Origin of the sequence: Plantibacter sp. 2H11-2 (genome assembly GCF_050031945.1) — a bacterium.
GTDB lineage: Bacteria > Actinomycetota > Actinomycetes > Actinomycetales > Microbacteriaceae > Plantibacter > Plantibacter auratus.
On the sequence record NZ_JBNBBL010000001.1, the window covers coordinates 214,977 to 227,404 of the forward strand.

Sequence of the window (12,428 nt, forward strand, 5' to 3'; positions counted from 1 at the left end):
CACTCAGGCACGCAGACACGGTGCCGCACATATCAGCAGGAGATCGCCTCATGACCGCTGCCAGCATCCCGGACAAGCCGGCCCTCGAAGGTCTCGAGCAGAAGTGGGGCTCCTCCTGGGAGTCCGCGGGGACCTACCGGTTCGAGCGCGACGGCGCCACGCGTGAGTGCATCTACTCGATCGACACCCCGCCGCCGACCGCATCCGGCTCCCTCCACATCGGTCACGTCTTCAGCTACACGCACACCGACGTCATCGCCCGATACCAGCGGATGACCGGCAAGCGCGTCTTCTACCCCATGGGCTGGGACGACAATGGCCTGCCGACCGAACGCCGCGTCCAGAACTACTACGGCGTCCGATGCGACCCGACGCTCCCCTACGACGCCGACTTCACCCCGCCGTTCGAGGGTGGCGACAACAAGAGCACCAAGGCCGCCGACCAGATCCCGATCTCGCGTCGCAACTTCATCGAGCTGTGCGAGCGCCTCACCGTCGAGGACGAGCAGCAGTTCGAGGCCGTCTGGCGCGCACTCGGCCTCTCCGTGGACTGGACGCAGAGCTACCGCACCATCGGCGACGAGTCGATCACGGCGAGCCAGCTCGCGTTCCTGCGCAACCTGGACCGCGGCGAGGCCTACCAGGCCATGGCGCCGACCCTCTGGGACATCACCTTCCGCACGGCGGTCGCCCAGGCGGAGCTCGAGGACAAGGAGCAGCCGGGTACCTACCGCCGACTCTCCTTCCACCGCCCAGACGGCGGCACCATCGAGATCGAGACCACACGACCGGAGCTCCTCCCCGCCTGCGTCGCCCTCGTCGCCCACCCCGACGACGAGCGCTTCAAGCCGCTGTTCGGCACGACCGTGACCACGCCCGTGTTCGGCGTCGAGGTGCCCGTGCTCGCCCACCACCTCGCCCAGCCCGACAAGGGTGCCGGCATCGCGATGGTGTGCACCTTCGGCGACATCACCGACATCGTGTGGTGGCGCGAACTCGACCTCCCCAACCGCGCGATCCTCGGCTTCGACGGCCGCGTCATCTCGGAGGCCCCTGAGGCGATCACCTCCGAAGCCGGTCTCGAGGCATACGCGCAGCTCGCCGGGAAGACCGTCTTCAGCGCCAAGCAGACCGTCGTCGACCTCCTCGCAGCCTCGGGCGACCTGATCGGCGAGCCGAAGCAGATCACCCACCCGGTGAAGTTCTTCGAGAAGGGCGACAAGCCGCTCGAGATCGTCTCGACCCGCCAGTGGTACATCCGCAACGGCGCCCGCGACGAGCAGCTCCGCAGCCGCCTCCTCGAACTCGGCTCGGAGCTCGAGTGGCACCCCGACTTCATGCGCGTGCGCTACGAGAACTGGGTCGGTGGCCTATCCGGCGACTGGCTGATCTCCCGCCAGCGCTTCTTCGGTGTGCCGATCCCCCTCTGGTACCCGCTCGACGCCGACGGCAACCCGGTCTACGACCAGCCGATCGCGCCAGACCACGCCACCCTGCCCGTCGACCCGTCCAGCGATGCCGCACCCGGTTACGACGAGTCGCAGCGCGGCGTGCCCGGCGGGTTCATGGGCGAGGTCGACGTCATGGACACCTGGGCCACGTCGAGCCTCACCCCGCAGCTCGCCGGCGGCTGGGAGCGCGACCCCGAGCTCTGGGACCTCGTTTTCCCGTACTCGCTGCGCCCGCAGGGTCAGGACATCATCCGCACCTGGCTGTTCTCCACCATGCTCCGCAGCGTCCTCGAGTACGACCAGAAGCCATGGGAGCACGCCTCCGTGTCCGGCTTCATCGTCGACCCCGACCGCAAGAAGATGTCGAAGTCGAAGGGCAACGTCGTCACGCCGGCGGCCATGCTCGAGCAGCACGGTTCGGACGCCGTCCGCTACTGGGCGGCCTCGAGCCGTCTCGGCACCGACGCCGCCTTCGACCCGCAGAACCCGACGCAGATCAAGATCGGCCGGCGCCTGGCGATCAAGGTGCTCAACGCCTCGAAGTTCATCCTCGGGTTCACCGGTCGTGAAGACGCCCCGGTGACGGAGGCCGTCGACCTCGCCATGCTGAGCGTGCTCCGCAAGACCGTCGCCGACGCCAGCAGTGCGCTGGCCGGTTACGACCACGCGCGCGCCCTCGAGCTCACCGAGGCGTTCTTCTGGACGTTCTGCGACGACTACCTCGAGCTCGTCAAGGAGCGGGCCTACGGCGAAGAGAGCCCTGAGCAGGCTTCGGCGGTGGCCGCGCTGCGGATCGCGCTCTCCACCCTGCTCCGCCTGTTCGCCCCGTTCATCCCGTTCGCGGCCGAGGAAGCCTGGTCCTGGACGCACGACGGCTCCGTGCACCGTGCCAGCTGGCCGACCGACGAGGAGTTCGCAGGACTCGCGGCGGGCGAACCGCAGGTGCTGCAGCTCGCGAGCGAGGCGCTCACAGGCATCCGGCGCGCGAAGACCGACGCCAAGGCTTCCCAGAAGACCCCGGTGGACTCCGCGGTCATCGCCGGACCCGCCGCATCGATCGAGCTGCTCGAGCTCGTCGCAGACGACCTCCGCGCCGTCGGACGCATCGAGTCCCTCGAGTTCCGCACCGCCGACGTCCTGTCGGTCGGCGACATCGTCTTCACGCCGGCGGCCGACGCCGAGGAGGCACGCGCATGAGCGTCACCATCCGTCCCGCCGTCGAGAGCGACCTGTTCGCCTGGCACGCGCTGTACTCCGGCTACGGGGAGTTCTACGGCAACCACCTGACCGACGAGAAGGCCGTGCTCGTGTGGGGCTGGCTCAGCGACCCGACCCATCCGTTGACCGCGCTCGTCGCTGAGGACGCACAGGGCGCCCTCGTCGGGCTCGCCCACTATCGCGTGTTCCCCCGTGCCCTCGCCGGTGGGACCGGGCTCTACCTCGACGACCTCTTCGTCGCCGAGGACGCCCGCACCGGCGGGGTCGGGACCGCGCTGATCGAGCACGTCCGCGACCTCGCGAAGGCGGACGGTCACAGCGTCGTCCGGTGGATCACCGCCGCCGACAACGAGCGCGCCCAGGCCGTGTACGACAAGCTGGCGACCCGCACGAGCTGGGTCACCTACGACCTGGAGCCGTGATGCAACTCGGAACCCGCTGGGCCGTCGGCGCCAAGCCACCGGAGAACGTGCCGACGCCGGTGCGGACGGCCATCGCCGCTGAGGAGCAGGAGTTGCTCGCGCAGGGCGTCGACACGTCCTCGTGGCGCTGGACCCTCACCTGGCTCGAACGCCGGCCCGTGGTCGAGCTCGACGACGGTACGACCATCCGTCAGCACGCGGACGGATCCGTCAGCCTCACCCGGCCGGACGACGACCACGACGACGACGAGGACTGAGCCTCCTCCCCCGGCACGCTGGATAGGGTGAGGTATGGAATCACACACGAATCCGTTCCTCCAGCCGAGCACACTCCCCTATCAGCTGCCGCCGTTCGGCGAGATCCGCGAGGAGCACTTCCGCCCCGCCTTCACCGCCGGGTTCGCGCAGCAACTCGACGAGATCGCGGCGATCACCGCGCAGGACGACGCGCCGACCTTCGAGAACACGCTGATCCCACTCGAACGGAGCGGCGCGATCCTCCGGCGGGTCGCAGCGGTCTTCTTCAATCAGAGTTCGGCGGACAGCTCCGCGTTCACCAATGAACTCGAGGAGGAGCTCGCTCCGCAGCTGGCCGCCCACGAGGACGCGATCAGGCTCGACCCCGCGCTGTACGCGCGGATCGCGGCGGTCCACGCGAATCTCGACGACCTCCAGCTGACCGCCGAGGCGGTCTACCTGGTCCGACGCGTGTACAGCGAACACACGCTCGCGGGCGCAGGTCTCGACGCCGAGGAGAAGCAGCGGCTCTCCGACCTCAATCTCCGCCTCTCGACACTGACCACCCGGTTCGAGAAGCAGCTCCTGGCCGACACCAACGAGCTCGCCGTCCACCTCACCGATGCCGCGGAGCTTGACGGCCTGAGTGCGGGCGAGATCTCCGCCGCGGCCCAGGCGGCCGCCGAGCGAGGCCTCGACGGCTGGCTCGTCACCCTCGTCCTCCCGACCGGCCATCCGGCGCTGTCGTCGTTGACGCACCGTGGCGTCCGCGAGCGGATCATGACGGCCTCCCGTGCTCGCGGCACACACGGCGGACCGAACGACAACCGCGCCCTCGTCCTCGAGATCACCCGCCTCCGCGCTGAGCGTGCCGCACTTCTGGGATTCCCGTCGCACGCCGCAGTGGTCACCGCGGACCAGACCGCGGGGACCCCGGAGGCCGTCGCAGCGCTCCTCTCCCGTCTGGCGATCCCCGCCGCGCGCAATGCGGATCGGGAACAGCGCGAGCTCGAGCGGGTCACCGGCCTCGAGACCGTCGAGGCCTGGGACTGGCCGTTCGCGACCGAACAGGTCAGGATCGACCGGTTCGATGTCGACACCAGCGTGATGCGCCCCTACTTCGAAGCGGAGCGGGTCCTCTTCGACGGCGTGTTCGCCGCAGCGACCAAGCTCTACGGCATCACCTTCGCCGAACGGACCGATCTCCGGGGCTACCACCCCGACGTCCGTGTCTTCGAGGTCTGGAACGAGGACGGCTCCGGCCTCGGCCTGTACCTCCTGGACCTGTACACCCGCGACAGCAAGCGCGGCGGCGCCTGGATGAACGCGCTCATCTCCCAGAACCGCCTGCTCGACCAGCCCACCGTCGTGGTCAACAACCTGAACGTCCCGAAGCCGGCCGAGGGCGAGCCGACCCTGCTGAGTCTCGACGAGGTCACGACCTTCTTCCATGAGTTCGGCCACGCGCTGCACGGTCTCTTCGCGGAGGTCGAGTACCCGCGGTTCTCCGGTACGAACGTCTTCCGGGACTTCGTCGAGTTCCCGAGCCAGGTGAACGAGATGTGGATGCTGTGGCCCGAGGTGCTCGCCGGCTACGCCAGGCACGTCGAGACCGGTGAGCCGATGCCGCAGGAACTGGTGGCGAAGCTCCAGGCGTCCGAGGGCTTCAACGAGGGCTTCTCGACGAGCGAGTACCTCGCTGCGGCGATGCTCGACCAGGCATGGCACAGCATCGGTGCAGATGACCGGGTCGACGACGTCGAGGCGTTCGAGGCGGCGGCACTCCGGTCCGCCGGTCTCGACAATCCGGCCGTCCCACCCCGGTACGCGAGCACCTACTTCGCCCACACCTTCTCGGGCGGATACGACGCCGGCTACTACTCCTACATCTGGAGCGAGGTGCTCGACGCGGACACCGTCGACTGGTTCACGGAGAACGGCGGACTGACGAGGGAGAACGGCGACCGATTCCGCACCAAGCTCCTCGGGGTCGGCGGTTCGAAGGATCCTCTGGAGGCCTACCGCGACTTCCGTGGGCGCGACGCGGTCATCGAGCCGCTCCTCCGACGCCGCGGGCTCGAGGACTGAACGACGAAGCCCGCCGCAGCCCCTCCGGAGGATCCGGGGTGCTGCGGCGGGCTGATGACCGCCGGGCGTCGTCTAGGCCGACTTCTCCTGGCGGCGAGCCGCACGCGGGACGATCGTCGGGGCCGCGTTCTCGACGACGGACTCCCGGGTGATGACGACGCGAGCGACCTCGTCGGTGGAGGGCACCTCGAACATGATCGGCCCGAGCACCTCTTCCATGATGGCTCGGAGCCCTCGGGCACCGGTCTTGCGGAGGACGGCCAGGTCGGCGATCGCTTCCAGTGCCGCCTGGTCGAACTCCAGCTCGACGCCGTCGATCTCGAACATGCGCTGGTACTGACGCACGAGCGCGTTCTTCGGGACCGTGAGGATCTCCATGAGCGCGTGCTGGTCGAGCGGCGTGACCGTCGTGACGACCGGCAGCCGGCCGATGAACTCAGGGATGAGGCCGAACTTGTGGAGGTCTTCCGGCAGGACCTCACCGAAGAGGTTCACGTCGTCGCCCTTGCTGTGCAGGGGGGCTCCGAAGCCGATGCCCTTCTTGCCCGCGCGGGAGGAGATGATCTCCTCCAGCCCGGCGAAGGCGCCGGCCACGATGAACAGGACGTTCGTCGTGTCGATCTGGATGAACTCCTGGTGCGGGTGCTTCCGGCCGCCCTGCGGGGGTACCGAGGCGACGGTTCCCTCGAGGATCTTGAGGAGCGCCTGCTGGACGCCCTCGCCGGAGACGTCGCGCGTGATGGAGGGGTTCTCCGCCTTGCGGGCGATCTTGTCGACCTCGTCGATGTAGATGATGCCGGTCTCCGCACGCTTGACGTCGTAGTCGGCGGCCTGGATGAGCTTGAGGAGGATGTTCTCGACGTCCTCGCCGACGTAGCCGGCCTCGGTCAGTGCGGTCGCATCGGCGACGGCGAAGGGGACGTTGAGTCGCTTCGCGAGGGTCTGCGCCAGATACGTCTTGCCGCAACCAGTCGGTCCGATGAGGAGGATGTTGCTCTTCGCGATCTCGATGTCGTCGTGCACCGTCTCGGCGGGAGCCAGCGTGGCGCGTGACCGGACGCGCTTGTAGTGGTTGTACACCGCGACCGAGAGCGCCTTCTTCGCGGCCTCCTGGCCGATGACGTACTCCTCGAGGAACGCGAAGATCTCCTTCGGCTTCGGGAGGTCGAACTCGCTCACCGTCTCCTCGCTCGCTTCAGCGAGTCGCTCGGCGATGATCTCGTTGCACAACTCGACGCACTCGTCGCAGATGTACACGCCGGGACCAGCGATCAGCTGCTGGACCTGCTTCTGGCTCTTGCCGCAGAACGAGCACTTGAGCAGATCGGCGCTTTCGCCTATCCGTGCCATGTCTTTCCCTCTCCCTGGAGATTCGGTGCTCCGAGCCTAACCTGTCCCTGCGACAACTCGGCGCGCCACCCCGCTGGGATGACGCGCCGAGTCGTGAGCACGGGAACCGGGTCAGGCCGTGATGGCCGCGATCGGGTTCTTCCGTGAGGTGAGCACCTGGTCGATGAGACCGTACTCGAGCGCCTCGGCGGCCGAGAGGATCTTGTCGCGGTCGATGTCCTTGTTGACCTGCTCCACCGAACGGTTGGAGTGGTGTGCGAGGGTCGACTCGAGCCAGCCGCGCATCCGGAGGATCTCGGCCGCCTGGATCTCGATGTCCGAAGCCTGTCCGTGGCCGGCCTCGCCGACGGCGGGCTGGTGGATCAGGATGCGGGCGTTCGGGAGGGCCAGGCGCTTGCCCGGCGTACCGGCGGCGGTGAGCACGGCAGCGGCGGAGGCCGCCTGTCCGAGGACCACCGTCATGACGTGCGGACGGATGTACTGCATCGTGTCGTAGATCGCCGTCATCGCGGTGAACGAGCCACCGGGTGAGTTGATGTACATGACGATGTCACGGTCGGGGTCCATGCTCTCGAGCACGAGCAGCTGGGCCATGATGTCGTCGGCCGATGCGTCGTCGACCTGCACGCCGAGGAAGATGATGCGGTCCTCGAAGAGCTTCGCGTACGGGTCCTGGCGCTTGTAGCCGTAGGCCGTGCGCTCTTCGAAGCTCGGGAGGATGTAGCGAGCACCCGGCATCTGCAGCGAGCGGCCCGCCGCACTGAACGTTGGAGTCTCCATGTGTTGCATTCCTGTCTGGTCGAAGCCGGGTTACTTGTCGCTGTCGACGGTTCCGCCGCCGCCGGCCACGTCGAGCGCGGACTCACGGAGGTGGTCGACGAAACCGTATTCGAGCGCCTCTTCGGCGTTGAACCAGCGGTCGCGGTCGCCATCGGCGTTGATCTGCTCGACGCTCTTGCCGGTCTGCGCCGCGGTGATCTCGGCGAGACGGCGCTTCATGTCGAGGATGAGCTGCGCCTGGGTCTGGATGTCGCTCGACGTCCCGCCGAATCCGCCGTGCGGCTGGTGGAGGAGCACGCGGGCGTTCGGGGTGATGTAGCGCTTGCCCTTGGTGCCGGCCGTGAGGAGGAGCTGACCCATCGACGCGGCCATGCCGATACCGACCGTGACGATGTCGTTCGGCACGAACTGCATGGTGTCGTAGATGGCCATGCCGGCCGTGATGGAGCCACCGGGCGAGTTGATGTAGAGGTAGATGTCGCGCTTCGGGTCGTCCGCGGCGAGGAGCAGCAGCTTAGCCGCGATCTCGTTCGCGTTCTCGTCGCGGACCTCGGCGCCCAGCCAGATGATCCGGTCCTTCAGCAGGCGGTCAAAGACACTGGGCGAGAACTGTGGTTCGGCCATTATCGCTCCGTTTCGGTTGTGCAGTGGTTCGAATCTATCGGAGGCGACGCACGACCAACGCCCTGTTCGCCCTCGGCAGACTCCCGGGCGACGGGGTTCGCCGGCAGCGGACGGCGAGCGGACGGAAGGCGCGACCGTCGGGGCTCAGCGGAGCGGATCCGTCTCGAGTTCGTCGGCGTAGGCGCGGACGGAGCGGTGGTATCGCGGCAGGTGCGGTACGAGAGCGCGGAGGGCGACCGCGGTCGCTCGGCGAGGGTCCCCCGAGCTGGCGAGCGCCAGGGCCAGGAAGGCCGCGGTCGCGTCCGCGTACGGACCGGTCGGATCGTCCGCGAGCTGCTGTTCGAGCAGGACGACGCTCTCAGCGATCCGGCCGAGGTTGCGGAGGGTGCTGGCCAGTTGGATGATCGCCTGCGGACGGTGCTCCTCGTCGAGCCCGGCCTCGAGCGCTGCGCGATAGCAGACCTCGGCCTCGACCTCGTGGCCGGCGGAGTCGCGCGCACCGGCTGCCTCGAATGCGGCTCGGGCGTCACCCGCCGGACGCTCGGCGGCCAGGGCGTCGATGGCCGCGATGCGCTGCTCGTCGTCGATGGTCTCGTCGGCCCAGACGGCTGCGACCCGGTCGTCCCAGCCTGTTGCGTCGGTCGTCGTCATGATGGCTCCCATTCGGCTGACGTGTCCGGAGACGACGACAGGGGCGGAATCGCTTCCGCCCCTGTCGTCACTGCTGGTGCTGTCCTACTCGGCAGCGGCCTCGTCGGCAGCGGCCTCGTCGGCAGCGGCCTTCTTGGCCGGTGCCTTCTTGGCGGGCGCCTTCTTCGCAGGTGCCTTCTTGGCGGCGGCCTTCTTCGGCTCTGCCTCGGCCGGAGTCTCGTCGGCGGCGTCCTCAGCCGGAGCCTCGGTCGTCTCGTCGGCTGCAGTCTCGGTGGCGGCGTCCTCGTCCTCGACCACGGCGACGAAGTCGCTCAGGTCGACAGGCTTGCCGTTGGAGTCGACGACCTCGGCCTTGCCGAGCGCGATGGCGATGGCCTTGTTGCGGGCGACCTCGCCGACCATGGCGGGGATCTGACCCTGCTGGCCGAGTGCCTCGATGAACTCACCGGGCTCCATGCCGTACTGCGACGCGCTCTGGATGAGGTACTCGGTGAGCTCGTTCTGGTTCACCTGGACGTTGAGCGACTCAGCGAGGGCGTCGAGGAGGAGCTGCGTGCGCAGTGCCTTCTCGCTGGACTCGGTGACCTCGGCGCGGTGCTCGTCGTCCTCGAGGCGGTTCTCGCCCTCGAGGTGACGGTGCACCTCGTCCTCGATGACGCTCTCGGGCACGGGGATCTGCGCGGCCTCGAGCATGGCGTCGACGAGCGCGGTGCGTGCGTCGCGGCCCTGGGTGATGACCTGCTGGCGCTCGACGACCTCACGCAGCTGCGCCTTGAACTCGTCGATGGTGTCGAACTCGCTCGCGATCTGAGCGAAGTCGTCGTCGGCCTCGGGAAGCTCGCGCTCCTTGACGGCGGTCAGCGTGACGGTGACCTCGGCATCCTCGCCCTCGTGCTCGCCACCGAGCAGCGGCGAGGTGAAGGTGGTGGTCTCACCGGCGGTGAGGGAGTCGAGTGCCTCGTCGATGCCGGTGAGCAGCTCGCCCGAACCGATCTCGTAGGAGACGCCGCTCGCGCGGTCGACCTCGGCGTCGTTGATCTTGGCGACCAGGTCGAGCTGGGCGAAGTCGCCCGTCTTGGCCGGGCGGTCGACGGTCACGAGCGTGCCGAAGCGTGCACGGATGCGGTCGAGCTCGTCCTGGACGTCGGCTTCGCCGGCTTCCTGGGCGTCGACGGTGAGCTTGAGGCCCTCGTAAGCGGGAAGCGTGATCTCGGGACGGACGTCGACCTCGATGTTCACGAGCAGGTCGCCCGAGAAGTCCTTCTCGTTCGGCCACTCGACGATGTCGGCCTGCGGGCGGCCGAGCGGACGAAGTTCGTTCTCCTCGAGTGCCTTGCGGAAGAAGCCGTCGAGGCCTTCGTTGACGGCGTGCTCGATCACGGCGCCCTTGCCGACGCGCTGGTCGATGATCGCCGGTGGCACCTTGCCCTTACGGAAGCCGGGGACGTTGATGTCCTCGGCGATGTGTCCGTAGGCGTGGGTGATGCTCGGCTTGAGCTCCTCGGGCGTCACCGCGATGGCGAGCTTGACGCGAGTGGGGCTCAGCTTCTCGACCGTGGTCTTCACGTGATTACTTCTCCTGTGTCGGGGATTCTGCCTCAGTTGAGGACGCAAAACGGAGTCGGGGCGACAGGATTCGAACCTGCGACCTCCCGGTCCCAAACCGGGCGCTCTACCAAGCTGAGCTACGCCCCGGATCGGCGACAATCCGGCCAGCCGGCCCGACCGACGAGCGGTGGGCGAAATGGCCTCGGTCAGTCTAGCCCAGAATCTGTGCGGCCCCTGTGCGGTTTCCGGGGCGGAACCGGCCCCGGGACTCGGAGCTGCACGGATGGGCGCTCGGGATGCAGTAGCATTACCTGGTGAGTTCGTCGCACTGCGACGCCTCGGGGATGTAGCTCAATGGTAGAGCCTCAGTCTTCCAAACTGATTACGCGGGTTCGATTCCCGTCATCCCCTCTCCATTCCTCAGAACCAGGCAGCGCCGCGAAGGCAGGCGCGACGGTCCGGCTACCGCGCAGGTACTTCCTGGCGCCGCGCCCTTCGACAGGCTCAGGGACCGGAAGAGGATCGCCGGAGCGAGAGGTCCGCCGCTGAGCGCTTCGACAGGTCCGGGCGGGGGCGGAGCACAGGATGCGCGACGCCCTAGGCTGAGCGCATGCGACTCGACGCGATCTGGCCCCACATCTGGACGGTGGCCGGTGCGCTCGTCTTCTTCGTCGGGGTGTACGCACTCGCGACCGGGCGACTCGGCGTCGGACTCATCTGCATGATCGGCTGCGTCGTCTGTCTGTCCGGCTCGCTCGCCGCGCAGCGTCGCCTCAGGAAGCGCGACGCACGCCGCCGCTAACCCTCGTCGACGGCTGCGGCGTGGACCGCTCTGAGGGCGACGTAGTGTGCGGCGTTCTGTCGGATCGCCTCCTGCTCGTCGGCCGTCAGCTCCCGCCGCACCTTGGCCGGGACCCCCGCGACGAGCGAACCGGGCGGCACGATCATGCCCTCGAGGACCACCGCTCCCCCGGCGACGAGCGACCCGGCACCGATCACGGCGCCACTCAGGACCACGGAACCCATCCCGATGAGGCAGTCGTCCTCGACCGTGCAGCCGTGGACGACCGCGTTGTGCCCGACGGAGACGTTGCATCCGATGACCGTCGGGTGGCCGCTGTCCGTGTGCACGGCGACCCCGTCCTGGATGTTGGACCCTGTGCCGAGCGTGATCGAGTCGGAGTCCGCGCGGAGGACGGCGTTGTACCAGACGCTCGAATCCGCGGCGAGCGTCACGGCGCCCACCAGCACGGAGCCCGGCGCCGTGTAGGCACTCGGGTCGATCTGGGGCGAGCGTCCGTCTGAGAGTTTCCTGACCGTACCGTGCAGCGTCATACCGGCCACGCTATCGCAGGCGGCCCCAGCCGTCGGGAACCCGCGTCGTTCCGGGGTGAATCGCCGGTACGGTCAGGCTTTCCTTGCTGAGTGCACCCTTCGTAAGCCGAGCCTCGACTTCCTTGCGGAATGTCTGCGGCTGAGTACCGTTGCATTCAAGCAGACCGACGAATCCGCCCGACCAGGGCCTCACTCGTCAACGAAGGGGAAACACCATGACCGACATCACCACCTCCATTCCGCAGGCCGTCGCCAACCCGGACGTCGCAGCAGGCACCGCGCAGTTCCTCAGCCCCGTCGTCGTCGACCTCACCGCCATCGTCGTCAACGGCAAGCAGGCCCACTGGCACGTGCGTGGCGCGAACTTCATCGGCGTCCACGAGCTGCTCGACGACATCGTCGACCACGCGCAGGAGTGGGCCGACCTCGCCGCAGAGCGCATCGTCGCCCTCGGACTCCCGGTCGACGCACGCCTCAGCACCGTCGCCGCGAAGACCAGCACGCCCGAGCTGAGCGAGGGCTTCCAGCAGTCCGACCGCACCATCGCCGAGGTCATCGCCCTCATCGACGCGGCCTCCGCCTCGGTCAACACCGCGGTCGACGAGCTCGACGAGCTCGACCAGACCAGCCAGGACATCGCGATCGAGATCGCCCGCGGCCTCGACAAGGACCGCTGGTTCCTCTTCGCCCACCTCAGCCGGTAGCACCCCGGCGGGGCGACCCG

Annotated in this window: 12 protein-coding genes and 2 tRNA genes; 7 read left to right on the forward strand and 7 right to left on the reverse strand. The window is 68.2% G+C overall.

Going from position 1 to position 12,428, the window contains the following annotated elements; genetic code table 11:
• Window positions 1–50 precede the first annotated feature (50 nt).
• Genes valS through ACQG07_RS00955 form a run of 4 tightly spaced genes read left to right on the forward strand, consistent with a single transcriptional unit; the run spans window position 51 to window position 5,416 of the window.
• Complete coding sequence (gene valS, locus ACQG07_RS00940; RefSeq protein ID WP_426736910.1) at window positions 51–2,648, forward strand: valine--tRNA ligase; 2,598 nt, start codon at window positions 51–53, stop codon at window positions 2,646–2,648.
• Window positions 2,645–3,091: an N-acetyltransferase family protein gene (locus ACQG07_RS00945; protein ID WP_426736911.1), complete on the forward strand. Its 447-nt coding sequence runs from the start codon at window positions 2,645–2,647 to the stop codon at window positions 3,089–3,091. Before valS ends, ACQG07_RS00945 begins: the two co-directional genes overlap by 4 nt.
• Complete coding sequence (locus ACQG07_RS00950) at window positions 3,091–3,348, forward strand: hypothetical protein (RefSeq protein ID WP_426736912.1); 258 nt, start codon at window positions 3,091–3,093, stop codon at window positions 3,346–3,348. Before ACQG07_RS00945 ends, ACQG07_RS00950 begins: the two co-directional genes overlap by 1 nt.
• A 34-nt stretch (window positions 3,349–3,382) precedes the next feature.
• The gene (locus ACQG07_RS00955) at window positions 3,383–5,416 is read left to right on the forward strand and encodes a M3 family metallopeptidase (protein WP_426736914.1); all 2,034 of its coding nucleotides are present in this window, start codon (window positions 3,383–3,385) and stop codon (window positions 5,414–5,416) included.
• A 72-nt stretch (window positions 5,417–5,488) separates the two neighbouring features.
• On the opposite strand, the gene clpX is transcribed toward ACQG07_RS00955, so the two are convergent.
• From clpX to ACQG07_RS00985, 6 genes are all read right to left on the reverse strand, one after another.
• Entirely contained in the window at window positions 5,489–6,766 is a 1,278-nt protein-coding gene (clpX, locus tag ACQG07_RS00960; protein WP_064295154.1) for an ATP-dependent Clp protease ATP-binding subunit ClpX, read from the reverse strand.
• Between the two features lie 111 nt (window positions 6,767–6,877).
• Window positions 6,878–7,546: an ATP-dependent Clp protease proteolytic subunit gene (locus ACQG07_RS00965; RefSeq protein WP_071260849.1), complete on the reverse strand. Its 669-nt coding sequence runs from the start codon at window positions 7,544–7,546 to the stop codon at window positions 6,878–6,880.
• Window positions 7,547–7,576: 30 nt separating this feature from the next.
• Window positions 7,577–8,170: an ATP-dependent Clp protease proteolytic subunit gene (locus ACQG07_RS00970; protein ID WP_056006680.1), complete on the reverse strand. Its 594-nt coding sequence runs from the start codon at window positions 8,168–8,170 to the stop codon at window positions 7,577–7,579.
• Window positions 8,171–8,314: 144 nt separating this feature from the next.
• Entirely contained in the window at window positions 8,315–8,821 is a 507-nt protein-coding gene (locus ACQG07_RS00975) for a tetratricopeptide repeat protein (RefSeq protein ID WP_426736915.1), read from the reverse strand.
• Window positions 8,822–8,905: 84 nt separating this feature from the next.
• Entirely contained in the window at window positions 8,906–10,387 is a 1,482-nt protein-coding gene (gene tig / locus ACQG07_RS00980; RefSeq protein ID WP_426736916.1) for a trigger factor, read from the reverse strand.
• A 55-nt stretch (window positions 10,388–10,442) separates the two neighbouring features.
• Window positions 10,443–10,516, reverse strand: a tRNA-Pro gene (locus ACQG07_RS00985).
• 193 nt (window positions 10,517–10,709) lie between these two features.
• On the opposite strand from ACQG07_RS00985, the gene ACQG07_RS00990 reads away from it, so the two are divergent.
• Window positions 10,710–10,780: transfer RNA gene (locus ACQG07_RS00990), tRNA-Gly, on the forward strand.
• A gap of 199 nt (window positions 10,781–10,979) precedes the next feature.
• Window positions 10,980–11,171: a hypothetical protein gene (locus tag ACQG07_RS00995; RefSeq protein ID WP_079705708.1), complete on the forward strand. Its 192-nt coding sequence runs from the start codon at window positions 10,980–10,982 to the stop codon at window positions 11,169–11,171.
• On the opposite strand, the gene ACQG07_RS01000 is transcribed toward ACQG07_RS00995, so the two are convergent.
• Window positions 11,168–11,704 carry a gamma carbonic anhydrase family protein gene (locus ACQG07_RS01000; RefSeq protein ID WP_426736917.1) on the reverse strand — a complete coding sequence of 179 codons (537 nt, stop codon included), beginning with the start codon at window positions 11,702–11,704 and terminating at the stop codon, window positions 11,168–11,170. The genes ACQG07_RS00995 and ACQG07_RS01000 overlap by 4 nt on opposite strands.
• Before the next feature lie 215 nt (window positions 11,705–11,919).
• On the opposite strand from ACQG07_RS01000, the gene ACQG07_RS01005 reads away from it, so the two are divergent.
• Window positions 11,920–12,408, forward strand: a complete 489-nt coding sequence (locus tag ACQG07_RS01005) for a Dps family protein (protein ID WP_064295149.1) — start codon at window positions 11,920–11,922, stop codon at window positions 12,406–12,408.
• Window positions 12,409–12,428 lie beyond the last annotated feature (20 nt).